Raw genomic sequence first — 24,459 nt, 5'->3', positions numbered from 1 at the left:
CGTTATGTCCGATCCGCACGGAACGCGAACGGCCGTCAGCGGGGAACCCGCACCACACCCTCCTGAATCACCGTCACCGCGAGCCGCCCGTCCCGCGTCCAGATCCGCGCCTGCCCGAGGCCGCGCCCGCCGGAGGCCGACGGCGACTCCTGGTCGTAGAGCAGCCACTCGTCCGCGCGGAAGGGCCGGTGGAACCACATCGCGTGGTCGAGCGAGGCCCCGACCACGTCGCCGACCGCCCAGCCGCCCCGGCCGTGCGCGAGCAGCACCGAGTCGAGCAGCGTCATGTCGGACACGTAGGTGGCGAGGCAGACGTGCAGCAAGTGTTCGTCGATGGCGCCGTCGAGCTTGCCGTTGGTGCGGAACCACACCTGGGAGCGGGGCTCGCGGGGCTGTCCGACGGTGCCCCATGGCGGCACGTCGGCGTAGCGGAGGTCGACGGCTCCGCGCGCCTTGACGAGGCGGTCGGCCACGTCCGCCGGGAGGTGCCGGGGCAGCATCTCGGCGGCGGTGGGCAGCGACTCCGGGTCGGGTGCGGCCGGCATCCGCTCCTGGTGGTCCAGGCCCTCCTCGTACGCCTGGAAGGAGGCCGAGAGGTGGAAGATCGGCTGTCCGTGCTGGACCGCCACGACGCGGCGCGTGGTGAAGGAGCGCCCGTCGCGGATCCGGTCGACGGTGTAGACGATGGGCGCGCCGGGGTCGCCGGGGCGCAGGAAGTACGCGTGCAGGGAGTGCGCGTACCTGTCGTCGGGGACGGTGCGTCCGGCCGCGACGAGGGCCTGTGCGGCGACCTGCCCGCCGAAGACGCGGGGCACGATCGCCGGCCGGCTCACGCCCCGGAAGATGTCCTCCTCGATCCGCTCCAGGTCGAGCAGATCGAGGAGTGACTCAAGTGCCGTACTCATGGTGGGAGTTGATGCTCGCCCGTCGCGTCAGAGGCCCATGTCCTTCGCGATGATCATCTTCATGACCTCGTTGGTGCCGCCGTAGATCCGGTTGACGCGGTTGTCCGCGTACAGGCGGGCGATCGGGTACTCGTTCATGAAGCCGTAGCCGCCGTGCAGCTGGAGGCAGCGGTCGATGACGCGGTGCGCGACCTCGGTGCAGAACAGCTTGGCGGAGGCGGCCTCGGCCGGGGTCAGCTCGTGCGCGTCGAGGGCCTCCAGGGCGCGGTCGGCGACGGCCTCGGCGGCGTCCACCTCGGCCTGGCAGGCGGCCAGTTCGAACTTCGTGTTCTGGAAGGACGCGACCGTCTTGCCGAAGACCGTGCGGTCCTGGACGTACTCCTTGGCGAACCGGACGGCGGCCTTGGCCTGCGCGTAGGCGCCGAAGGCGATGCCCCAGCGCTCGGAGGGCAGGTTCTGGCCGAGGTAGTAGAAGCCCTTGTTCTCCTCGCCGAGCAGGTCCTCGACGGGCACCTTCACGTCGACGAACGCCAGCTCGGCGGTGTCGGAGACCTTCAGGCCGAGCTTGTCGAGCTTGCGGCCGACCGAGTAGCCCTCGGACTTGGTGTCGACGGCGAACAGAGAGATGCCGTGGCGGCGGTCCTGCTCGGTCGGGGCGGCGGTGCGGGCGCAGACGATGACGCGGTCGGCGTGCACACCGCCGGTGATGAAGGTCTTGGCGCCGTTGAGGACGTAGTGCGTGCCGTCCTCGGAGAGCTTGGCGGTGGTCTTCATGCCCGCGAGGTCGGAGCCGGTGCCCGGCTCGGTCATCGCGAGGGCCCACATCTCCTCGCCGGAGCAGAACTTGGGCAGGTAGCGCTTCTTCTGCTCGTCACTGGCGAGCATCTGGATGTACGGCAGGCCGAGCAGCACGTGCACGCCGGAGCCGCCGAAGGAGACACCCGCGCGCGCGGTCTCCTCGTACATCACGGCCTCGAACTTGTGCGAGTCGATGCCCGCGCCGCCGAACTCCTCGGGGACGCGGATGCCGAAGATGCCGAGCTCGGCGAGCTTGTAGTAGAAGTCGCGGGGGGCCTGACCGGCGGCGAACCACTCGTCGTAGACGGGGACGACCTCGGCCTCGATGAAGGCCCGGAGTGTCTCCCGGAACGCCTCGTGGTCCTCGTTGAATACGGTACGGCGCACGGAAAGACTCCCTCTACCTACGGTGCCCACGGCAACTAAGCGCTTGCTCAGAGGCACGTTACCCGGGAGTCACCAGAGCGTCCAGAGATGTGAGTCACGCGGAGGTGGCCGGGGAGCTCACCCGGCGGCGGCCGCGAACGCCCCGCGCGCGAGGCGGTGCAGCAGCTCCGCCATGCCGGTGCGGCTCGGCACCGCGTCCCTGCGGCTGAGGTGCGGGGTGGAGTTGAGCAGGCCGAAGACCGCGTGCACCGAGACCCGCGCCGCGTTCTCCGCGAGGTCCGGGTAGACCTGGCGGACCACGTCGACCCAGAGCTCCACGTACTGCCGCTGGAGCTGGCGGACCAGCTTGCGGTCGCTGTCCCGGAGGCGGTCGAGCTCGCGGTCGTGCAGGGTGATGAGCGGGCGGTCGTCGAGCGCGAAGTCGATGTGGCCGTCGATGAGCGAGTCGAGCAGCGCGTCCGGCGACCCGTCGGACTCCGCGACCCGGCGCTTGCCGCCCGTCAGGAGCTGCCCGCTGATCCCGACGAGCAGCTCGGCGAGCATCGCGTCCTTGCCCGCGAAGTGCCGGTAGAGACCGGGGCCGCTGATGCCGACGGCGGCCCCTATCTCGTCCACGCCGACGCCATGGAAGCCGCGCTCGGCGAAGAGCCGGGCGGCCTCCCGGAGGATCTGCTCGCGGCGGGTGGGGGCGTCGGTTCTGGTGGCCATGAAAGCAATTCTAGACAGGCCGGTTAGCGGTCGTTAACCTTAAGGAAACGCGTTAACGCTCATTAACCGAGCAAGGGGGCTCGACGGATGCAGCAGGCACCGGTGCTGACGAGCGCGGCTGATCCCGCGTCCGACACCTGGCGGGCGAACGAGGCGGGACATCGCGCCCTGGTCGACGAGTTGCGGGCCAAGCTCGCCGCGGCGGCCCTCGGCGGCGGCGAGCGCTCCCGGGCCCGCCATGTGGCGCGCGGCAAGCTGCTGCCCCGCGACCGCGTGGACACCCTCCTCGACCCCGGCTCCCCGTTCCTGGAGCTGGCCCCTTTGGCGGCCGACGGGCTGTACGGGGGCGATGCCCCGGCGGCCGGCGTCATCGCGGGCATCGGCCGGGTCAGCGGCCGCGAGTGCGTGATCGTCGCCAATGACGCCACGGTCAAGGGCGGCACGTACTACCCGATGACGGTGAAGAAGCACCTCCGCGCCCAGGAGGTGGCCCTGGAGAACCGCCTCCCCTGCGTCTACCTGGTGGACTCGGGCGGCGCTTTCCTGCCCATGCAGGACGACGTCTTCCCCGACCGGGAGCACTTCGGGCGGATCTTCTACAACCAGGCGCGGATGTCGGGGGCCGGGATCCCGCAGATCGCGGCCGTCCTCGGCTCCTGCACGGCGGGCGGCGCCTATGTGCCCGCGATGAGCGACGAGGCGGTGATCGTCCGCAACCAGGGCACGATCTTCCTGGGCGGCCCCCCGCTGGTGAAGGCCGCGACCGGCGAGGTCGTGACGGCCGAGGAGCTCGGCGGCGGCGAGGTGCACTCCCGCGTCTCCGGCGTCACCGACCACCTCGCGGAGGACGACGCGCACGCGCTGCGGATCGTCCGCACCATCGCCTCGACCCTCCCCGCGCGCGGGGAGCTGCCCTGGGCGGTGCGGACCCCGCAGGAGCCCAAGGTCGACCCGGCGGGCCTCTATGGAGCGGTGCCCACGGACTCGCGCACTCCCTATGACGTACGGGAAGTCATCGCGCGCGTGGTGGACGGCTCTCAATTCGCCGAGTTCAAGGCCGAGTTCGGGCAGACCTTGGTGACGGGCTTCGCGCACCTGCACGGCCACCCGGTCGGCATCGTCGCGAACAACGGCATCCTGTTCGCCGAATCCGCCCAGAAGGGCGCCCACTTCATCGAGCTGTGCGACCAGCGCGGCATCCCGCTGGTCTTCCTGCAGAACATCTCGGGCTTCATGGTCGGCCGGGACTACGAGGCGGGCGGCATCGCCAAGCACGGCGCCAAGATGGTCACGGCGGTGGCCTGCACCCGGGTGCCCAAGCTGACGGTCGTCATCGGCGGCTCGTACGGGGCGGGCAACTACTCGATGTGCGGCCGCGCCTACAGCCCCCGCTTCCTGTGGATGTGGCCCAACGCCAAGATCTCCGTCATGGGCGGCGAGCAGGCCGCGTCGGTCCTCGCGACCGTCAAGCGCGACCAGTTGGAGGCGCGCGGCGAGCAGTGGCCCGCCGCGGACGAGGAGACGTTCAAGGCCCCCATCCGCGCGCAGTACGAGACCCAGGGCAACGCCTACTACGCGACGGCCCGCCTCTGGGACGACGGCGTGATCGACCCCATGGAGACCCGACAGGTCCTGGGTCTGGCCCTGACCGCCTGCGCCAACGCGCCACTGGGCGACCCCCAGTTCGGCATCTTCCGGATGTAAGGGGAGCGACAGTGACTTCGAAGAGCCCGACGATGTTCGACACGGTCCTCGTCGCCAACCGTGGCGAGATCGCGGTCCGCGTCATCCGCACGCTGCGCGCCCTCGGCGTCCGCTCGGTCGCCGTGTACAGCGACGCGGACGCGGACGCCCGGCACGTGAAGGAGGCCGACACCGCCGTACGGATCGGCCCGGCCCCCGCCACCGAGAGCTACCTCTCCATCGAGCGCATCCTGGAGGCGGCCGCCCGCACCGGCGCCCAGGCCGTCCACCCGGGCTACGGCTTCCTCGCGGAGAACGCGGAGTTCGCGCGCGCCTGCGCCGGGGCGGGCCTTGCCTTCATCGGCCCGCCCGCCGACGCGATCTCCCTCATGGGCGACAAGATCCGCGCCAAGGAGACGGTCGCGAAGGCCGGCGTCCCGGTGGTCCCCGGCTCCTCCGGCAGCGGCCTGACCGACGACCAACTGGCGGCCGCCGCACGGGAGATCGGCACGCCGGTCCTCCTCAAGCCCAGCGCGGGCGGCGGCGGCAAGGGCATGCGCCTGGTGCGCGACGAGGCGCTGCTCGGCGACGAGATCGCCGCCGCCCGGCGCGAGGCCCGCGCCTCCTTCGGCGACGACACACTGCTCGTGGAGCGCTGGATCGACCGCCCCCGGCACATCGAGATCCAGGTCCTCGCGGACGGCCAGGGGAACGTGGTCCACCTCGGCGAGCGCGAGTGCTCCCTGCAGCGCCGCCACCAGAAAATCATCGAGGAGGCGCCCTCGGTCCTGCTCGACGAGAAGACGCGGGCCGCGATGGGTGAGGCCGCGGCCCAGGCGGCGCGCTCCTGCGGGTACGCGGGCGCGGGCACGGTGGAGTTCATCGTCCCCGGCACTGACCCCTCCTCGTACTACTTCATGGAGATGAACACCCGCCTCCAGGTGGAGCATCCGGTCACGGAGCTGATCACCGGCCTGGACCTGGTGGAGTGGCAGCTCCGGGTGGCGGGGGGCGAGCAACTCCCCTTCTCCCAGGACGACATCACCCTCACCGGCCACGCGGTGGAGGCCCGCATCTGCGCCGAGGACCCATCCAGAGGCTTCCTCCCCTCGGGCGGCACGATCCTCGCCCTGCACGAGCCGTCCGGCGACGGCGTGCGCACGGACTCGGGGCTCAGCGAGGGCACGGAGGTCGGCAGCCTCTACGACCCGATGCTGTCCAAGGTCATCGCGTACGGCCCCGACCGCGCGACGGCCCTGCGCAAGCTGCGCGCGGCTCTCGCGGAGCTGGTCACGCTGGGCGTGCCCACCAACGCGGGCTTCCTCAGGCGCCTCCTCGCCCATCCGGCCGTGGTGGCGGGCGAGTTGGACACGGGCCTGGTGGAGCGGGAGGCGGAGTCCCTCGTGGAGGCCGGGGTGCCGGACGAGGTGTACGCGGCCGCGGCGGCGGTGCGCACCGAACGGCTGGCCCCGAAGGGCGACGGCTGGCGGGACCCGTTCGCCGAGCCCAGCGGCTGGCGGCTCGGCGGCACCCCAGCGCCGCTCACCCACTGGCTCCGGGCGCCGGGCCAGGAGCCCGTCACGCACGCCGCCCCCGAAGGCGCCACCGTCACGCACGAGCGGGTCTCGGTCGCCCACGAAGGGGCGCTGCACACGTTCACGTACGCCGACGACTGGCTGGGCCGCGACGGCGACTCCTGGCGCGTGCAGGACCACGACCCCGTCGCGGCGAGCCTCACCGGCACCGCCCGCTCCGGCGCCGACTCGCTCACCGCCCCCATGCCCGGCACCGTCACCGTCGTGAAGGTGGCCGTGGGCGACGAAGTCACCGCGGGACAGGGCCTGTTGGTGGTGGAGGCGATGAAGATGGAGCACCTCATCTCCGCGCCCCACGCGGGCACCGTCACCGAGCTGGACGTCACCCCGGGCACCACCGTCGCCATGGACCAGGTGCTCGCCGTGGTCGCCCCCGCAGCGGAGGAGGACGCCAAGTGAGCGTCGACGGACTGCCCATGACCGTTCCCGCACCCGACCTGCCCGCGCGGGTCCGCATCCACGAGGTGGGCGCCCGGGACGGCCTGCAGAACGAGAAGACGGCCGTGCCGACCGAGGTGAAGGCCGAGTTCATCCACCGCCTCGCCGACGCGGGGCTCACCACCGTCGAGGCGACCAGCTTCGTGCGCCCCGAGTGGGTGCCCCAACTGGCCGACGCGGAGCAGCTGTTCCCGCTCCTCGGGGACCTGAAGGGTGTCCACCTCCCGGTCCTGGTGCCGAACGCCCGCGGCCTGGACCGCGCCCTGGCCCTCGGCGCGCACCGCGTCGCCGTCTTCGCCAGCGCCACCGAGTCCTTCGCCAAGGCCAACCTCAACCGCTCGCTGGACGAGGCCCTCGCCATGTTCGAGCCGGTGGTGGCCCGCGCCAAGGCGGACCGGGCCGCGAAGGTGCACGTGCGCGGCTATCTCTCGATGTGCTTCGGCGACCCCTGGGAGGGCGCGGTCCCCGTCCATCAGGTCGTCCGCGTCGCCAAGTCCCTGATGGACATGGGCTGTGACGAGCTGAGCCTCGGCGACACCATCGGCGTGGCCACCCCCGGCCACGTCCAGGACCTCCTCTCCGAGCTCAACGAGGAGGGCGTGCCGACCGACCGCATCGGCGTGCACTTCCACGACACGTACGGGCAGGCGCTCGCCAACACCCTGGCGGCCCTGCAGCACGGCGTGACGACGGTGGACGCGTCGGCGGGCGGCCTCGGCGGCTGCCCGTACGCGAAGAGCGCCACCGGCAACCTCGCCACCGAAGACCTCGTGTGGATGCTGCGGGGACTCGGCATCGACACCGGGGTCGACCTGGGCCGTCTCACCGCCACCAGCGTGTGGATGGCCGAGCAGTTGGGCCGACCGAGCCCGTCCCGCACCGTCCGCGCCCTGAACCACCAGGAGCAGTGAGAACGATGGACCACCAGCTCTCTTCCGAGCACGAGGAACTCCGCCGCACCGTCGAGGAGTTCGCGCACGACGTCGTCGCCCCGAAGATCGGCGACTTCTACGAGCGCCATGAATTCCCGTACGAGATCGTGCGCGAGATGGGCCGCATGGGCCTGTTCGGGCTGCCCTTCCCCGAGGAGTACGGGGGCATGGGCGGCGACTATCTGGCGCTCGGCATCGCCCTGGAGGAGCTCGCCCGGGTCGACTCGTCCGTGGCGATCACCCTGGAGGCGGGCGTCTCGCTCGGCGCGATGCCGCTGCACCTGTTCGGCACGGAGGAGCAGAAGCGCGCGTGGCTCCCCCGTCTCTGCGCCGGTGAGGCGCTCGGCGCCTTCGGCCTCACTGAGCCGGACGGCGGCTCAGACGCGAGCGGCACGCGCACGACGGCGGTGCGCGACGGCGACGACTGGGTGATCAACGGCTCGAAGTGCTTCATCACCAACTCCGGTACGGACATCACGGACCTGGTCACGGTGACGGCGGTCACCGGCCGCAAGCCCGACGGCCGCCCGGAGATCTCCGCGATCATCGTCCCGTCCGGCACCCCGGGCTTCACGGTCGCCGCCCCGTACTCGAAGGTCGGCTGGAACGCCTCGGACACCCGGGAGCTGTCCTTCTCGGACGTCCGCGTCCCCGCGGCGAACCTGCTGGGCGAGGAGGGCCGCGGCTACGCCCAGTTCCTGCGCATCCTCGACGAGGGCCGGGTCGCGATCGCGGCGCTCGCGACGGGGCTCGCGCAGGGCTGCGTGGACGAGTCGGTGAAGTACGCGAAGGAGCGGCACGCGTTCGGCCGCCCGATCGGCGCGAACCAGGCGATCCAGTTCAAGCTGGCCGACATGGAGATGCGGGCGCACATGGCCCGCATCGGCTGGCGGGACGCGGCCTCGCGCCTGGTGAGCGGCGAGCCGTTCAAGAAGGAGGCGGCGATCGCGAAGCTGTACTCGTCGACGGTGGCCGTGGACAACGCGCGCGAGGCCACACAGATCCACGGCGGCTACGGCTTCATGAACGAGTACCCGGTGGCGCGCATGTGGCGCGACTCCAAGATCCTGGAGATCGGGGAGGGCACGAGCGAGGTCCAGCGCATGCTGATCGCGAGAGAGCTGGGCTTCACGGGCTGACGGGCCCACGGGCCGACCGGGCTCGGCGAGGGCCTGGGGCCACTGGCCGGAACAGGTCTTAGGTTAGGTTAACCTAAGCCCCGTTCCAGCCAGCGCAGTGAAAGCAGGACCGTCCCATGGCCCACGCCCGCCTCCCTCAGCTCTCCCGCCGAGGCGTCCTCGCCGCAGGCGGCGCCCTCGGGCTGACCGCCGCGCTCGCCGCCTGCGGCAGCGAGAAGAAGGACGGCTCGGGCGGCGGCAACACGGCGGGCGCGGGCACGTCCGGCCCCTGGAGCTTCAAGGACGACCGCGGCACCACGGCCAAGCGCGACACCGCCCCCAGGAACATCGTCGCGTTCACCGGCGTCGCCGCCGCCCTCCACGACTACGGGGTCCAGGTCAAGGGCGTCTTCGGCCCGACGAAGACCAAGGACGGCAAGCCCGACGTGCAGGCCGGCGACCTCGACATCTCCAAGGTCGAGATCCTCGGCAACGCCTGGGACCAGTTCAACATCGAGAAGTACGCCGCCCTCGCGCCCGAGCTCCTGATCTCGACGATGTTCGACGCCAAGGGCACCCTCTGGTACGTCCCCGAGGACTCCAAGGACAAGATCCTGAAGCTCGCGCCCAGCGTCGGCATCAGCGTCTACGACCGCCAGATGACCCAGCCCCTGCAGCGCCTGCTCGCGCTCGCCGAGTCGCTCGGCGCCGACGTGAAGGCCGCCAAGGTCGTCGCGGCGAAGAAGCGCTTCGAGGCCGCCGCGGAGCGGCTGCGCAAGGCCGCCAAGGCGCGCAAGGACATCAAGGTCATGGTCGGCTCCGCGAGCCAGGAGCTGTTCTACGTCTCCGGCACGAACCTCTCCGCCGACCTGGAGTACTTCAAGGCGCTCGGCGTGAACTTCGTCGAGCCGCCCGCCAAGACCCTGAAGGCGTCCGGCGGCTGGTTCGAGAACCTCAGCTGGGAGAACGTCGACAAGTACGACGCGGACATCATCATGATGGACAACCGCACCTCGGCCATCCAGCCCGCCGACCTGGACAAGCCGACCTGGAAGAAGCTCCCCGCGGTCAAGGCCGGACAGGTCATCCCCCGTGTCACGGAGCCCATTTACTCGTACGACAAGTGCGCGCCCATCCTCGAGAACCTCGCCGAGGCCATCGAGAAGGCGAAGAAGGTGAGCTGAGCCCACCCGGGCAGCAGCCCCGCCCGGCGCCCCGAACCGCCCCCTCCGCTCACCGGAGGGGGCGGTTCTGTTTCCCCCTGCCTCCGGACCCGAAGGAGAGGTAAATTAGGTTAGGCTTACCTTAGTTACTACCCCTCCTGCCCCGAGGACAGTTGATGCGCTCGCACCTGCTCAATGACACGACCGCGGAGCGGTACCGCGGCTCCGTGACCGAAGGAATCGAGCGGGTGGCGGCCGGACTCGCCACCACCGACCGGCCGTTCACCGAAGTCACCGCCGACGGCCTCGCCCCGCGCGTCGAGGCCGTCGACCTGGACGCCCCGCTGCACGACACCATCGCCGCCCTGGACGAGCTCGACGAGCTCTACCTGCGCGACGCCGTCCACTCCCACCACCCCCGCCACCTCGCCCACCCCAACTCCCCCGTCGTGATCCCCGCCCTCCTCGGCGAGGCCGTGCTCTCGGCGGTCGGCTCCTCGCTCGACACCTGGGACCGGTCCACGGGCGCCACCCTCATCGAGCGCAGGATCGTCGACTGGACCACCGAGCGCCTCGGCCTCGGACCGGCCGCCGACGGCACGTTCACCGGCGACAGCGCCCAGGCCGACCTCCAGGCGCTCCTGCTCGCCCGCGAGGAGCGCGAGGAGGCCGGGGAACCCGACCCCGCCCGACTGCGCGTGTTCACCTCCGCGGCGGGCGACCGGGGCGTCCGGCGGACCGCCCGGCTGCTCGGACTCGGCGCGGACGCCGTCGTCACCGTCCCCGTCGACCGGCACAAGCGCATGCACACCGTCGCGCTCGCCCGCGAGCTGGCGCGCTGCCGCCGCGAGGGCCTCGTCCCCATGGCCGTCGTCGCGACCGCGGGGACCGCCGACTTCGGCTCCATCGACCCGCTCCCCGAGATCGCCGAGCTCTGCGCCCAGTACGAGACATGGCTGCACGTCGACGCCTCGTACGGCTGCGGACTGCTGGCCTCCACCACCCGGCGTCACCTCCTCGACGGGATCGAGCACGCCGACTCCGTGACGGTCGACTTCCACAAGTCCTTCTTCCAGCCGGTGAGTTCATCGGCGGTCCTGGTGCGGGACCGCCGAGTCCGGGACCGCGGGGTCCGGGACCACGGCGTGCGCGCGAGCGTCCCCGGCCAGGCCGACGAGTCCCCGCAGCCCACCCGCCGCTTCGACGCCCTCAAACTGTGGATGACGCTGCGCGTGATGGGCGCCGACGCGATCGGCTCGCTCTTCGACGAGGCGTGCCGACTGGCCTCCGCCGGCTGGAAGATGATCGCCGCCGACCCCCGATTCGACGTCGTCGTGGAGCCCCGGCTCGCCACCCTCGTCTTCCGCTACATCCCCTCGGCCGTCACGAGCCCCGCCGACATCGACCGCGCCAACCTCTACGCCCGCAAGGCCCTGTTCGCCGCCGGTGACGCGGTCGTCGCCGGGGTCAGGGCGGGCAACCGCCAGTACCTGAAGTTCACCCTGCTCAACCCCGAGACGACCACCGCCGACATCGCGGCCGTCCTGGACCTCATCGCCGGTCACGCCGAGCAGTACCTGGGAGACTCCCTTGTTCGCGCCAGTTGACTTCACCGTCCGCGCCCTCGACCCCCTCACCGACTCCGAGACCGTCCACCGCTGGGTGACCCGCACGCGCGGGTCCCGGCTCGTCGACGTGGAGCGGGAGTGCATGGCCGTCGCCGCGTCCGAGCACCGCGAGGCGTTCCTCGGGCTGCGCGACGGCACGCCCGCGTTCCTCCTGGAGCGCTACGACCCGCGGCACAGCGACGAGTTGGCCGGCCTGTACGAGCCCGAGCCCGGCGACGTCGGCATGCGCTTCCTCATGCCGGCGGACGACCGGCCCGAGCACGGCTGCGTCCGGGCCGTGCTCACCACGATCATGGAGTTCCTGTTCGCCGACCCGGCGGCCGCCCGCGTCGTCGTCGCCGAGGACGATGTGAGCGACACGGCCGCGCAGGACCTGCACGAGCTGGTCGGCTTCGAAGTCGTACGCGAGACCGAGAGGCCGGAGGCACCGGAGGCGGGTGTACTGCTGAGCTTCTGCACGCGCTCCCAGTTCGAGGCGGCGGCCATCCGATTCGCCGTCCTGGAAAGGGCGTTGGCGGTCTGAGCCGAAGGGCTGTGCCCGGCCGGCCGTGTCCAGTCGGCCGAGCACAGTCAACTAGGACCTGTCCGGCGGATCTTGCCGCGGTCGCGGGCTGTTCCACGCCGATCTGCGGCGTTGTCGTCGGTTGCCAACGCTCCGCGTTGTCGCCCTCCTCCGCCTTGCATCTCGACGCACCACAGCCCGCTCACCAGCGACGGACGGCACAGCTCGGAATCATGCGGCCTGATCCGCCGGACAGGCCCTAGGCGCTCGGCCAGGGAACTTGCGGCGACTTGTAGTAGTTGATCCCCATCGCGTCCCAGCGCGGCCCCTGCTGCGCGAGCCGCACCTTGTACGCGTTCCAGTCGTGCGTCGAGGCGGGCGACCAGCCGAGCTCCGCGATGCCGGGCAGCCGCGGGAAGGCCATGTACTCGATGTGCGCGGAGGTCGAGAGGGTCTCCGACCACAGCGGCGCCTCGACGCCCGCGATCGAGTCGGCGGGCGCGCCCGCGAGATACGCGCCCGGGTCCCAGTCGTAGGAGCGCTGCACCTCGACGTACCCGGCCCAGGCGAGGCCGAGCGGGGTGTCCTTGGTGTACTTCATGTCGAGGTAGGCGCGATCGGCCGGGGAGATGACCAGCTTGGTGCCGTTCTTCGCGGCGTTCACGACCTGGTCGCGCTCGGCCTGGCCGGTCCTGTCGTAGCCCCAGTACTGGGCGAGGGCGCCCTTCGCGGGGTGCGCGCCGGTCAGCTGGTGCCAACCGACCGCGGTCTTCCCGTACTTGGCGACGACCGGCTGCACCTTGTCCATGAAGGCGACGTAGTCCTCGTGGCTGGTGGAGTGCGCCTCGTCACCGCCGATGTGGACGTACTTGCCGGGGGTCATCGCGGCGATCTCGCGGATGACGTCGTCCACGAAGTCGTACGTGATGTCCTTCTTCACGCACAGCGAGCTGAAGCCGACCTCGGTACCGGTGTAGAGGGGCGGCGCGACGCCGTTGCAGTTGAGGTCCGCGTACGAGGCGAGGGCCGCGTTCGTGTGCCCCGGCATGTCGATCTCCGGGACGACCTCCAGGTAGTGCGCGGAGGCGTAGTCGACGATCTCCTTGTACTGCGCCTTGGTGTAGTAGCCGCCCTTGCCGCCGCCGACCTGGGTCGAGCCGCCGTAGGTGGCGAGCCGCGGCCAGGAGTCGATGGCGATGCGCCAGCCCTGGTCGTCGCTGAGGTGCAGATGCAGCTTGTTGACCTTGTACAGCGACATCTGGTCGATGTACCGCTTGACCTGCTCCACGGTGAAGAAGTGCCGCGACACATCGAGCATCGCGCTCCGGTACCCGTACCGCGGGGTGTCCTCGATGGTGCCGCCCGCGACCAGCCAGGGCCCCTTCTGCGCCGTCTTCTCCTCGGCGGCGGCGGGCAGTTGCTGGCGCAGGGTCTGCACGCCGTGGAAGAGCCCGGCGGGCCTGCGGGCGGTGATGGTGACGGCGCCGCGGTCGGAGGTGAGCCGGTAGCCCTCGTCGCCGAGGCTCTTGTCCTTCGCGCTGAGCCGCAGCCGGATGCCGTCGCGCCCGGCGTCGTCGGTGACCTTCAGGCGGTAGCCGGTGGAGGGCCGCAGGACGCCCGCGAGGTAGTCGCCGATGCGGTGCGCGGCCCGCGAGCGGTCGTCCACCCGTATCCGGGTCTTGGCGCTGATCTGGTACGGGGATCCGCCCGCGGCCACCTTCGCGGGCGCGGGGACGACCTGGCCGAGGGGGGTGGGGGTCGCGGCGGCCTGGGGGGTGCGGGCGGCGCCGGAGGAGGGGGCGGCGCCCACGGCGGAGACGCCGGCTGCGGCGACGAGCAGCAGTGCGCCGAGGAGTCGGGTCGATCTGAGGTGCTGTCTCACAAGCGGTCCCTTCGACGGGCCGGGCGGCGCGGGCGCCGCACTGTGGGGCATCGCAATCGAACGGCCATGCAAGCGCGCGCCCTACACCGGGTCAAGGGGTGTAGACCAACTCGGAACATCTCTCCAACAGGTCGGATGCGAGAATCCATGCATGGCGGAAATCATCCAGCGCGACGGCACCTGGACCTTTGACGGGGAGACCCTGCGGCTCGTGCCCGGGCACGACAAGAGCGTCTCGTTGCTCCGCAAGACCCTGGGTGAACTGGCCGTCCCGCTGCGGGCGTTGGCGGGCATCGCCTTCGAACAGGGCAAGAAGTCGGGCCGGTTGCGCCTGAGGCTGCGGGACGGCGCCGACCCGCTGCTCCAGGTGACCGGCGGCAAGCTCAAGGACGCCACGGACCCGTACCAGCTCACGGTGGAGCCCGACCGCCACGGCGTCGCCGAGTACCTGGTGGACGAGGTCCGCAATGCCCTGCTCCTGGAACAGGTCCCCGCCACCCCCTGCGACAGCTACCTCCTTCCGGGCCCCGCCGTCCCGCTCTCGGTCTCGGCGGGCGACGGCACGGCGAGCTTCGACGGGGAGCGGATCCGCCTGGAGTGGAACTGGAAGACGGAGGAGGGCAAGGCCGCCTCGGGCACCCGGTCCCTGGCGCTCGCCGACATCCAGGCCGTGGAGTGGCACCCGGCGCTCGGCCTGGAGAACGGCCACCTCCGCTTCACCGTGCGCAACTCCCCCACCAAGGCCCCGCCGAAGTACGACCCGAACGCGGTCGAGCTGTGGGCTTCAAGAAGGACCCGCTGATGGCCCTGGTCGGCGCCGCGGTCCAGGTCCGGCTCGCCCACCCGGCGGCCCCCGCGGCCACCGACACCCCGGCCGAGACCCCCGCGCCCGCCCCGGCGGCACCCGGCGCTCCCGAGGCCCCGGCCGACGACCACGACGCGCTCCTTCGCCGACTGCGCGAACTGGGCGAGCTGCACCAGGCCGGGATCCTCACGGACGAGGAGTTCAGCGCGGCGAAGCAGGCAGTTCTGAAGCGCATGTGACAGCGCATGTGACGGCACAGGGGAAGCGCAGGTGCGACAGCACGCGATCTGCTCGTGACGCGTTCAGGTCTTGCCTGCGACACGTCTGTGCCCGAAATCGGGCAGGATTCTTGCGAATGGGTCGTAGATACCCCAGGATCAACGAATGCACGACGACCTGGTGGATCATCTGACGCGCAGCACCCCGCTCCAGCGGGGCGAAGCCCTGCGCGTCATCCAGGACGTGCTCGCCTACTTCGACGAGACGACCGAAGAGTTCGTCCGTCGCCGCCATCGCGAACTCCAGGGTCAGGGCCTGGTGAACGCGGCGATCTTCGAACGGATCGCGGCGGACCTGGAATACCGCGCGGTCGCGCCGCCCGAGCTCACGCTGAGGCAGCTGCGCCGCATCGTCTACGGCTGAGGAAAACCCCTATGTGCGGAATCGTCGGTTATATCGGCAAGCGAGACGTAGCCCCCCTCCTCCTGGAGGGACTCCAGCGCCTGGAGTACCGCGGCTACGACTCCGCGGGCGTCGTCATCACCAGCCCCAAGGCCACGGGCCTGAAGATGGTCAAGGCCAAGGGCCGCGTCCGTGACCTGGAGGCCAAGGTCCCCGCCCGCTTCAAGGGCACCACCGGCATCGCCCACACCCGCTGGGCCACCCACGGCGCCCCGTCCGACGAGAACGCCCACCCGCACCTGGACGCCGAGAACAAGGTCGCCGTCGTCCACAACGGCATCATCGACAACGCCTCCGAGCTGCGCGCCAAACTGACCGCCGACGGCGTCGAGTTCCTCTCCGAGACCGACACCGAGGTCATCACCCACCTCATCGCCCGCTCCCAGGCCGAGAAGCTGGAGGACCGGGTCCGCGAGGCGCTGCGCCACATCGAGGGCACCTACGGCATCGCCGTCATGCATGCCGACTTCAACGACCGCATCGTGGTGGCCCGCAACGGCTCCCCGGTCGTCCTCGGCATCGGCGAGAAGGAGATGTTCGTCGCCTCGGACGTCGCCGCCCTCGTCTCGCACACCCGCCAGGTCGTCACCCTCGACGACGGCGAGATGGCCACCATCAAGGCCGACGACTACCGCACGTACACGACCGAGGGTTCGCGCACCTCGGCCGAGCCGACCACCGTGGAGTGGGAGGCCGAGTCGTACGACATGGGCGGCCACGACACGTACATGCACAAGGAGATCTGCGAGCAGGCCGACGCCGTGGACCGTGTCCTGCGCGGCCGCATCGACGACCGGTTCGCCACCGTGCACCTCGGCGGCCTCAACCTCGACGCCCGCGACGCCCGCACCGTGCGCCGCGTGAAGATCCTGGGCTGCGGCACCTCGTACCACGCGGGCATGATCGGCGCCCAGATGATCGAGGAGCTGGCCCGCATCCCCGCCGACGCCGAGCCCGCCTCCGAGTTCCGCTACCGCAACCCGGTCGTCGACCCCGACACCCTGTACATCGCGGTCTCCCAGTCCGGCGAGACCTACGACGTGCTCGCCGCCGTGCAGGAGCTCAAGCGCAAGGGCGCCCGGGTCTTCGGCGTCGTGAACGTGGTGGGCAGCGCCATCGCGCGCGAGTCGGACGCGGGCGTGTACGTGCACGCGGGCCCCGAGGTCTGCGTGGTGTCCACCAAGTGCTTCACCAACACGACGGTCGCCTTCGCGCTGCTCGCCCTGCACCTGGGCCGCATCCGCGACCTGTCCGTGGCCGACGGCAAGCGGATCATCGAGGGCCTGCGCAAGCTGCCCGGCCAGATCGCCGACATCCTCAAGCAGGAGGAGGAGATCAAGAAGCTGGCGAAGCGGTACGCCGACGCCAAGTCGATGCTCTTCATCGGCCGGGTGCGCGGCTACCCGGTGGCCCGCGAGGCGTCCCTGAAGCTCAAGGAGGTCTCGTACATCCACGCCGAGGCGTACCCGGCCTCCGAGCTGAAGCACGGCCCCCTCGCCCTCATCGAGCCCGCGCTGCCGACGGTCGCGATCGTCCCCGACGACGACCTGCTGGAGAAGAACCGCGCCGCGATGGAGGAGATCAAGGCCCGCAGCGGCCAGATCCTCGCGGTCGCGCACCAGGAGCAGGAGAAGGCCGACCACACCATCCTGGTCCCGAAGAACGAGGACGAGCTGGACCCGATCCTCATGGGCATCCCGCTCCAACTCCTCGCCTACCACACGGCGTTGGCCCTCGGCCGCGACATCGACAAGCCGCGCAACCTGGCGAAGTCGGTGACGGTCGAGTAGTTCCTCCGTGCCGCGGGGCCTGTCCCCCCGCGTGAACGGTCCCCCGTGCGTGCCACCAAGCACACGGGGGACCGTTCTTCAAGGGCCGGGGTCGCCCATTACCCCGGCCCGCGCCTGCCTCAGCCGGCGGCCGTCACCCCCCGGCCGGCAGGCCGCCCCGGCAGCTCCGTACGCCACTTGGCGAGAGCGGCCGTCGCGCCGTACCAGGCGAGGAGCCCGCTGACCGCGGCGAACCAGCCGCCGACCTTGGCGAGACCGTCACCGTCGCCGAACGCCGCGACGGCGAGCAGCAGAAGGGCCACGAAGAGCAGCCCGTACGTGCCGCGCACGAGGGTCCCCGAGCCGGCCGCGCCGAGCGTCAGGCTGAGGGCGACGAGCGCGAAGAGCAGCAGGAAGAGACCGGCCGCGTTGGCGGAGACCTGTGCGTCGGCGGTGACGCCCCAGGTGAACCAGAGGGCGCCGAGCGAGGCGTACGCCGTGCCGTTGCCGGCGTCGCGGTCGCGGAAGGCGAAGAGGCCCGCGACGAAGAGCGCGATGCCGCCGACATAGGTCGCGAGCGAGACGGCGTCCGCCGCCGTCACGCCGTCGATCACTTCGGTGTGACCGAGTCCGAAGGCCAACAGGGTGAGGCCGAGGGCGAGTTGCCCGAGCGTCGAAGTGGTGCTTCCCGCAGAGACTTCGTTGTCCACGGCGGGCTCCCTTCAGAGAAGAGCACATGTGCAGTTGTGCAGTCGTGCTGCGCGGTGCTGGGCCGTGCGTTGTGCCAGCGACCCTTATGTACCCTTCACAAGCGAACAAACCACCTCTACGCACGAGTAGATTTATCTATTCAACAAAGACGTCCGCAAAGGAAGTTGACGGCACGACCCTTCATCTCACCTGGGGGAACGGCGAGTTACGGGATGACGACGACGGGGCGCTGCGCCCGCCGCGCGAGCCGGCCCGCGACCGAGCCGAAGATGCGGCCCACGATGCCGTGCGTGGTGCCGACGACGATGGCGTCCGCCGAGTACTCCCGGCCGACCTCCTCGAGCTCGTGGCAGATGTCGCCGCCGCGCTCGACGAGGATCCAGGGGACCTCGGACAGATACTCCGCACAGGCGAGTTCGAGTCCGAGCACTTCCGTGCGGTGGTCCGGCACGTCGACGAAGACCGGTGGTTCACAGCCCGCCCAGACCGTGGTGGGCAGGCGGTTGGCGACGTGGACGATGATCAGCCCCGAGCCGGAGCGATGGGCCATGCCGATCGCGTACGCGAGCGCCCGCTCGCTGGACGTCGAGCCGTCGAAGCCGACGACGACGCCGTGCCGGAAGGCGGGGTCGCAGGAATGACGTGGTTCTTCCGCCGCTTGGGGGGTCGCTGTCGGATCGGCGACCTGCCGCTTGCGGTCCGCGTGTTCGGAGAATTCGTGACCGGCCATCGGTGTCTCGGCGAAGGAGTCCTCGTGTGGGAGGGTCGGCTTTTCCAGGTGGCCCGCGGTGCGGAGCCAGGTGAGCAGGGGCAGGACGTGCAGGTCAGCTGAGAACCGGTGCTGTGACCGGTTATCACCTTTCCAACCCCATACCCCCAAGGGTACGGCGACACTCCTCTCCTGCCCAGGTCCTGCGCCAGGCCCCGTAAGGGCCGCCCGGCGTTCACCGGAGCATGCATGAGCGACGCCCGTATGGCAATGGCTGCTGCCCCGTACAGGCGGTTTGTACCCGGTCTGCAGCACCCCGATGTTTACGCCAGTGACCGCCTCGCCGACCGCGCGTTGAACCTCCGAAGCCATCGCCACAGGGAGCACGCCGTGCCTGGACCTTCCACCGCGTCTGCAGCCGCCCCCAAGCTCTCGACCGCGCTCGACCAGGGGGGACCCCCCTCCCCTCAGCGTCGCCGGCACCCGTCCGAGGGGACGCGCGAGCGCCGCCTCCCCACGCAGCCCGCGCCGCCCGCCCCGCGCGGCCCCGAGGCGCCGCCCGCCGCGGCCCCCGCGCGGGCCGGCCAGCAGGACTCGGTGAGCGACGTGGTCCGCTGGGCCGCCTTCAGCTGTGTCCTCGTCCCGGTGGTCCTCATCGGATACGGGAGTTCGCTCGCGGGCGCGGCCGGGTCCGCGCTCGGGCTCGCGGCCGTCACCGGAGTTTGCCGAGTGCTACTGCGACAGTCCGAGCGGGGTGCCGCGCGGGCGTACGCCGAGCGGCACGCGGCGCAGCACGGCCGGCACGGGCGGGCGGGTGCGGGAGTGCGCCGGGGCGGCCACCGCGCTTAGAAGAGAGGAGGGGCGGCGCGCAGCGCTTCGGGTAGGGCAGTGGTGGGAGACGGGTGGGCGTACGCCGGTCGACTGACTGATTCACACACACGCCCACAGCACTTTTCAGCCAACTTCCTACATGCACACATTCCTTGGCGGAACAGGGCCCCAACCCCCGTCCGACCAGGGCTGAAAGACGTCCAGAAGTCGCTCGCACCATACGGGGACCGGCCATGGAGCGGAGGCGCACTTCCCAGCAACGCCCCAGAGTGCAACGCTTCGTGATCGAATGCTTCACGCCAAGTTGCCATGTCGACAATGTGCCAGGTGCTGAACTGGTCATCCCGGGATGACGGGACGCAGTAGATTCGATCTTGACTGTAATACGGCGGGGGACTGGTGGAGGACCGAGGGGAAACGTGCAGGAGCGACAGGTCCAAGAACAGGGAGCCGCGACGTCCGAGGGGGGCTTAGCGACATGAGCCACGACTCCACTGTCGTGCCGGAGACCGCGGCACGGAAGCTGTCCGGGCGCCGCCGCCGGGAGATCGTAGCGGTGTTGCTGTTCAGCGGTGGCCCCATCTTCGAGAGTTCCATACCGCTCTCCGTGTTCGGCATCGACCGGCAGGACGCCGGAGTTCCGCGGTACCGGCTGCTGGTGTGCGCCGGAGAAGAGGGGCCGCTGCGTACTACTGGGGGGGCTCGAACTCACCGCGCCCCATGGGCTCGACGCCATCGGGCGGGCGGGCACCGTCGTCGTACCGGCCTGGCGGTCGATCACGTCACCGCCGCCGCCGGAGGCGCTCGACGCGCTGCGCCGCGCCCACGAGGAGGGGGCCCGCATCGTCGGGCTCTGTACCGGAGCCTTCGTGCTCGCGGCGGCCGGGCTGCTCGACGGCCGCCCGGCGACCACGCACTGGATGTACGCACCGACGCTGGCCAAGCGCTATCCGTCCGTGCACGTGGATCCGCGCGAGCTCTTCGTCGACGACGGCGACGTCCTGACGAGCGCCGGCACCGCGGCCGGAATCGATCTCTGTCTGCACATCGTGCGGACAGATCACGGCAACGAGGCGGCGGGTGCGCTCGCCCGCCGGCTCGTGGTGCCACCGCGCCGGGCGGGCGGCCAGGAGCGCTATCTCGACCGGTCGCTGCCGGAGGAGATCGGCGCCGACCCCCTCGCAGAGGTGGTCGCCTGGGCCCTGGAACACCTCCACGAGCAGTTCGACGTGGAGACCCTGGCCGCGCGGGCGTACATGAGCAGGCGCACCTTCGACCGGAGGTTCCGCTCGCTCACTGGGAGCGCTCCTCTGCAGTGGCTGATCACCCAGCGGGTGCTCCAGGCGCAGCGGCTCCTGGAGACCTCCGACTATTCGGTGGACGAGGTGGCGGGCCGCTGCGGCTTCCGCTCCCCCGTCGCGCTGCGCGGGCACTTCCGCCGCCAGCTCGGCTCGTCCCCCGCCGCCTACCGGGCCGCCTACCGCGCCCGCAGGCCGCAGGGCGACCGCCCGCCGGAGGCCACGGCACCCCCCGTACCGCCGCCCCCGCCCATGGTGGAGGCCGGTCCGGTGCCCACGCAGACCCGGCGCACCGCGGCCGCCAGCTCCCTGGGACCGGCGGCCTCGCTGCCCATGGAACCCGGCAAACCGCACTCCGATGTGTTCGCGTCAGGGCGTCCGACTCTGCCCGGCCCGAGGAGCGCGCCGTAGGGTAAGACGCATGAACGATCGCATGGTGTGGATCGACTGCGAGATGACCGGGCTCTCGCTGACGGATGACGCACTTATCGAGGTGGCCGCACTGGTCACCGACTCGGAACTGAACGTGCTCGGCGAAGGTGTGGACATCGTGATCCGCCCGCCGGACGCGGCGCTGGAGACCATGCCCGAGGTGGTGCGGCAGATGCACACCACCTCGGGGCTCCTCGACGAGCTGGCGGGCGGCACGACGCTCGCCGACGCCGAGGAGCAGGTCCTGGCGTATGTACGTGAGCACGTCAAGGATCCGCGGAAGGCGCCACTGTGCGGCAACTCCGTCGGCACCGACCGCGGCTTCCTGCTGCGGGACATGCCGGTCCTCGAGGACTTCCTGCACTACCGGATCGTCGACGTCTCCTCCATCAAGGAGCTCGCCCGGCGCTGGTACCCCAGGGCGTACTTCAACAGCCCGGACAAGAACGGCAACCACCGCGCGCTCGCCGACATCCGTGAGTCGATCGCCGAGCTCCGCTACTACCGCGAGGCGATCTTCGTCCCGCAGCCCGGACCGGACTCGGACACCGCGAAGGCCATCGCGGCGCACCACGTGCTGCCTGCGGAATAGCCGCTGAGACGGTCCCGGGAGCCGTCTCGTACAGGGTCCGTAAAAGGCGGGCGCGAGCACCCCTTCGGACCCTGTACACTTTTTCTCGGCCGGTCGGAAGAACGACAAAAGACCGGGCATGGTGGGTGTAGCTCAGTTGGTAGAGCACCTGGTTGTGGTCCAGGTGGCCGCGGGTTCAAGTCCCGTCACTCACCCTGAAGGGCAAAGGCCCCGGTTCTCGGAACCGGGGCCTTCGTCGTGTGTGCGTCCCCAGGCGCACGTCCCCAGGCACACGCTCACGGGCTCACGACGAGGCCCGCTCCACCAGCTCCGTCGGCAGCACGATCTGCGGCCGCAGCAGCCTGCGGGACGCCGTCGGGCGGCCCTCGGCGGCCTGGGCGATCTCCTCCAGGAGCAGCTCCGTCATCACCCGGCCCATCTCGGTGATCGGCTGGCGCACGCTCGTCAGCGGTGGCTCCATGTGCCGGGCGATCGCCGAGTCGTCGAAGCCGACCAGGGCCACCTCGTCCGGTATCCGGCGGCCCGCCGCGCGCAGCACCCGGCGGGCGCCCGCCGCCATCACGTCCGAGCCCGCGAAGACCGCGTCCAGGTCCGGCCTGCGCACCAGCAGCTCCGTCATCGCCCGGTGGCCGCCCTCCTCCGTGAAGTCGGCCGGGGCGATCAGGTCCTCGGGCGCGAGGTGCCCGGCCTCCGCGAGGGCGTCGCGGTAGCCCGCCAGGCGGCACTGGGCGCCGTACACGTCCAGGCGGCCGGTGATCGTGGCTATGGTGCGGCGGCCGCGGGACAGCAGGTGGGCGACGGCGGCGCGGGCGCCCGCGTAGTTGTCGGAGTCGACCGAGGCGAGGGTCTCGTCGGCCGAGCGGCGGCCGCTGATCACCGCGGGGATCTCCAGCTGCTCCAGAAGCGCGGGCAGCGGGTCGTCGGCGTGCACGGAGATCAGCAGGACGCCGTCCACGCGGTGCGCCGCGAGGTACTGGGCCAGCCGCCTGCGCTCGCCCTCGCCGCCCGCGAAGGTCAGCAGGAGCTGCAGGGAGGTGTCGGCGAGCGCCGTGCCCACGCCATGGATGATCTCGGAGAAGTAGGGCTCGGCGAAGAAGCGGGACTCAGGCTCGGGGACCACGACGGCGATGGAGTCCGTGCGGTTGGCGGCCAGCGCGCGGGCCGCGGTGTTCGGCACGTAGCCCAGCTCGGCGACGGCCTCCTCGACGGCGGCGCGGGTGTGCTCGCTGACCCGCGGCGAGCCGTTGATGACCCGGGACACCGTGCCCCGGCCCACGCCCGCGCGCGCGGCCACCTCTTCGAGGGTCGGACGCCCCCCGCGCCGCCCCTTGGGCTGACGAGCCGTCATTTTGGCCTCCCAACTCTCCACCGTCCGGCGCCTTGACACTCCCCCGCCAAGCTACGACTCTTCAACACATCACATATGGGAGCGCTCCCACCGTACCCGGCCCGTCAGCGACCCGCACCTCCCCCGAACGGCAACAACGAGTCAACTCACCTTCATCAGCACCGTAGTTGAGACCGGAGGACGTCATGCGCCACAGGACCACACCGCGCTACAGGAGTCGAACATCCCGCAAGGTGGTGGTCCTCGCCGCCGTCGCCGCCCTCTCGGCCGGCCTGCTCGCGGGCTGCGCCGAGGACACCGACGAGCCCGGCGGTTCCTCGGGCGGCGGCGGGGGCGGCAAGGGGAAGACCACCATCAGCATCGGGGTGTTCGGCAACTTCGGGCTGCAGGAGGCGGGGCTCTACAAGGAGTACGAGAACCAGCATCCCGACATCAAGATCGTGCAGTCCTCGATCGAGCGGAACGAGAACTACTATCCGCAGCTGCTCACCCACCTCGGCTCCGGCAGCGGGCTCGCCGACATCCAGGCCGTCGAGGTGAACAACATCGCGGAAGTCACCGCCACCCAGGCGGACAAGCTCGTGGACCTCACTTCCGTTCAAGGAGTGAAGCAGAGCAACTTCCTTGACTGGAAGTGGAAGCAGGGCACTGCGAAGAGCGGGACGACGGTCGCGCTCGGCACGGATGTCGGCCCGCAGGGCATCTGCTACCGCCGGGACCTCTTCAAGAAGGCCGGGCTGCCGACGGACCGCGAGGCGGTCGGGAAGCTGTGGGCCGGTGACTGGAGGAAGTACCTGGAGGCCGGGAAGCGATACCGGGCCAAGGCGCCCGAGGGCACGGCCTTCGTGGACGGGGCGGGCGGCGTGATGGCCGCGATCACCGGCAGCAGCGCGCACCGGTACTACGACAGCGACGGCAAGGTCATCTACAAGACCAACCCCGCCATAAAGGAAGCCTGGGACATCTCCGCGGAGTTCGCGAGCGCGGGCCTGACCGCGAAGCTCCAGCAGTTCCAGCCCTCCTGGAACTCGGCGTTCGCCAACGGCAAGTTCGCCACCGTCTCCTGCCCCGCCTGGATGCTCGGCTACATCAAGGACAAGGGCGGCGAGGCGGCCGAGGGCAAGTGGGACGTCGCGGCGGCGCCGAAACCCAGCAACTGGGGCGGCTCCTTCCTCGTCGTGCCGAAGGCCGGCAAGGGCAAGCACCCCGAGGAGGCCGCCAAGCTCGCCGCGTGGCTGACGGCACCCGAGCAGCAGGCGCGGTTCTTCGAGAAGCAGGGCAGCTTCCCCAGCTCCACCGCCGCCTATGAGCTGCCCGTGGTCAAGGACGCCAAGCACCCGTACTTCAACAACGCGCCCATCGGCAAGATCTTCGCCAAGGCCGCCGAGGACGCGCCCGTCCAGATCCTCGGCCCGAAGGACCTGGTCATCGCCACGAACCTGGCCGACGTCGGGATGCTCCAGGTCGACCAGAAGGGCAAGTCGTCGGCGGCCGGCTGGAAGGCGGCGACCAAGGCGATCGACAACGCACTGGATCTGTGAGCC

At 70.8% G+C, this 24,459-nt stretch carries 19 protein-coding genes, 1 tRNA gene and 2 pseudogenes; 15 read left to right on the top strand and 7 right to left on the bottom strand.

From position 1 onward, the window contains the following. Positions 1-35: 35 nt before the first annotated feature. From ACFWYM_RS08020 to ACFWYM_RS08010, 3 genes are all read right to left on the bottom strand, one after another. Positions 36-905: an acyl-CoA thioesterase gene (locus ACFWYM_RS08020; RefSeq protein ID WP_384831713.1), complete on the bottom strand. Its 870-nt coding sequence runs from the start codon at positions 903-905 to the stop codon at positions 36-38. 27 nt (positions 906-932) lie between these two features. Beyond that, the gene (locus tag ACFWYM_RS08015) at positions 933-2,090 is read right to left on the bottom strand and encodes an acyl-CoA dehydrogenase family protein (protein ID WP_384831710.1); all 1,158 of its coding nucleotides are present in this window, start codon (positions 2,088-2,090) and stop codon (positions 933-935) included. A 117-nt stretch (positions 2,091-2,207) separates the two neighbouring features. Further along, positions 2,208-2,798: a TetR/AcrR family transcriptional regulator gene (locus ACFWYM_RS08010; protein WP_384831707.1), complete on the bottom strand. Its 591-nt coding sequence runs from the start codon at positions 2,796-2,798 to the stop codon at positions 2,208-2,210. 87 nt (positions 2,799-2,885) lie between these two features. Here ACFWYM_RS08010 and ACFWYM_RS08005 point away from each other — a divergent pair, with 87 nt between their 5' ends. The 7 genes from ACFWYM_RS08005 (at position 2,886) to ACFWYM_RS07975 (ending at position 11,878) form a co-directional block, all read left to right on the top strand. Then, complete coding sequence (locus tag ACFWYM_RS08005; RefSeq protein ID WP_384831704.1) at positions 2,886-4,502, top strand: carboxyl transferase domain-containing protein; 1,617 nt, start codon at positions 2,886-2,888, stop codon at positions 4,500-4,502. 32 nt (positions 4,503-4,534) lie between these two features. Next, positions 4,535-6,475, top strand: a complete 1,941-nt coding sequence (locus ACFWYM_RS08000; RefSeq protein ID WP_384832101.1) for an acetyl/propionyl/methylcrotonyl-CoA carboxylase subunit alpha — start codon at positions 4,535-4,537, stop codon at positions 6,473-6,475. 17 nt (positions 6,476-6,492) lie between these two features. Then, entirely contained in the window at positions 6,493-7,425 is a 933-nt protein-coding gene (locus tag ACFWYM_RS07995; protein ID WP_384832098.1) for a hydroxymethylglutaryl-CoA lyase, read from the top strand. Between the two features lie 5 nt (positions 7,426-7,430). Beyond that, positions 7,431-8,585, top strand: a complete 1,155-nt coding sequence (locus ACFWYM_RS07990; protein WP_384831701.1) for an acyl-CoA dehydrogenase family protein — start codon at positions 7,431-7,433, stop codon at positions 8,583-8,585. Positions 8,586-8,701: 116 nt separating this feature from the next. Beyond that, positions 8,702-9,748 carry an ABC transporter substrate-binding protein gene (locus ACFWYM_RS07985; RefSeq protein WP_384831698.1) on the top strand — a complete coding sequence of 349 codons (1,047 nt, stop codon included), beginning with the start codon at positions 8,702-8,704 and terminating at the stop codon, positions 9,746-9,748. A gap of 155 nt (positions 9,749-9,903) precedes the next feature. Beyond that, a complete protein-coding gene (locus ACFWYM_RS07980) occupies positions 9,904-11,334 on the top strand; it encodes a pyridoxal phosphate-dependent decarboxylase family protein (RefSeq protein WP_384831695.1) in 1,431 nt (476 codons plus the stop codon). Further along, complete coding sequence (locus ACFWYM_RS07975) at positions 11,318-11,878, top strand: GNAT family N-acetyltransferase (protein ID WP_384831693.1); 561 nt, start codon at positions 11,318-11,320, stop codon at positions 11,876-11,878. Before ACFWYM_RS07980 ends, ACFWYM_RS07975 begins: the two co-directional genes overlap by 17 nt. 238 nt (positions 11,879-12,116) lie before the next feature. On the opposite strand, the gene ACFWYM_RS07970 is transcribed toward ACFWYM_RS07975, so the two are convergent. Continuing rightward, on the bottom strand, positions 12,117-13,739 hold the full coding sequence (locus ACFWYM_RS07970) for a beta-N-acetylhexosaminidase (RefSeq protein ID WP_384831690.1): 1,623 nt from the start codon (positions 13,737-13,739) through the stop codon (positions 12,117-12,119). A gap of 151 nt (positions 13,740-13,890) precedes the next feature. On the opposite strand from ACFWYM_RS07970, the pseudogene ACFWYM_RS07965 reads away from it, so the two are divergent. The 3 genes and pseudogenes from ACFWYM_RS07965 to glmS all read left to right on the top strand — a co-directional run bounded on the left by ACFWYM_RS07965 (position 13,891) and on the right by glmS (position 17,015). Then, positions 13,891-14,783, top strand: a pseudogene (locus ACFWYM_RS07965) (DUF4429 domain-containing protein). Between the two features lie 145 nt (positions 14,784-14,928). Further along, entirely contained in the window at positions 14,929-15,186 is a 258-nt protein-coding gene (locus tag ACFWYM_RS07960; protein ID WP_384831687.1) for a hypothetical protein, read from the top strand. 11 nt (positions 15,187-15,197) lie between these two features. Continuing rightward, entirely contained in the window at positions 15,198-17,015 is a 1,818-nt protein-coding gene (gene glmS, locus ACFWYM_RS07955) for a glutamine--fructose-6-phosphate transaminase (isomerizing) (protein ID WP_384831684.1), read from the top strand. A 119-nt stretch (positions 17,016-17,134) separates the two neighbouring features. On the opposite strand, the gene ACFWYM_RS07950 is transcribed toward glmS, so the two are convergent. Beyond that, positions 17,135-17,704 carry a GPR1/FUN34/YaaH family transporter gene (locus ACFWYM_RS07950; protein WP_384831682.1) on the bottom strand — a complete coding sequence of 190 codons (570 nt, stop codon included), beginning with the start codon at positions 17,702-17,704 and terminating at the stop codon, positions 17,135-17,137. Positions 17,705-17,910: 206 nt separating this feature from the next. Continuing rightward, positions 17,911-18,435: a universal stress protein gene (locus ACFWYM_RS07945; protein ID WP_384831680.1), complete on the bottom strand. Its 525-nt coding sequence runs from the start codon at positions 18,433-18,435 to the stop codon at positions 17,911-17,913. A gap of 576 nt (positions 18,436-19,011) precedes the next feature. Between ACFWYM_RS07945 and ACFWYM_RS07940 the strand changes: the two genes are divergently transcribed. The 4 genes and pseudogenes from ACFWYM_RS07940 (at position 19,012) to ACFWYM_RS07925 (ending at position 21,761) form a co-directional block, all read left to right on the top strand. Beyond that, positions 19,012-19,263: a hypothetical protein gene (locus ACFWYM_RS07940; protein WP_384832095.1), complete on the top strand. Its 252-nt coding sequence runs from the start codon at positions 19,012-19,014 to the stop codon at positions 19,261-19,263. A 460-nt stretch (positions 19,264-19,723) separates the two neighbouring features. Next, positions 19,724-20,954: pseudogene (locus ACFWYM_RS07935) on the top strand (GlxA family transcriptional regulator). 10 nt (positions 20,955-20,964) lie between these two features. Next, positions 20,965-21,567 (top strand): oligoribonuclease, encoded by a 603-nt coding sequence (gene orn / locus ACFWYM_RS07930; protein ID WP_384831677.1) that lies wholly within the window; start codon positions 20,965-20,967, stop codon positions 21,565-21,567. Positions 21,568-21,688: 121 nt separating this feature from the next. After that, a tRNA-His gene (locus tag ACFWYM_RS07925) sits at positions 21,689-21,761 on the top strand. An 89-nt stretch (positions 21,762-21,850) separates the two neighbouring features. Here the strand turns inward: ACFWYM_RS07925 and ACFWYM_RS07920 are convergent. Next, a complete protein-coding gene (locus ACFWYM_RS07920; protein ID WP_384831674.1) occupies positions 21,851-22,915 on the bottom strand; it encodes a LacI family DNA-binding transcriptional regulator in 1,065 nt (354 codons plus the stop codon). Between the two features lie 185 nt (positions 22,916-23,100). On the opposite strand from ACFWYM_RS07920, the gene ACFWYM_RS07915 reads away from it, so the two are divergent. Continuing rightward, complete coding sequence (locus ACFWYM_RS07915) at positions 23,101-24,456, top strand: extracellular solute-binding protein (RefSeq protein WP_384831672.1); 1,356 nt, start codon at positions 23,101-23,103, stop codon at positions 24,454-24,456. The last annotated feature ends 3 nt before the right edge of the window (positions 24,457-24,459 follow it).

Source organism: Streptomyces sp. NPDC059009, assembly GCF_042740175.1.
Classification (GTDB): Bacteria; Actinomycetota; Actinomycetes; order Streptomycetales; family Streptomycetaceae; genus Streptomyces.
The sequence above is the reverse complement of the archived record's forward strand: the minus strand, read 5'-3'. Positions and strand labels throughout refer to the sequence as shown.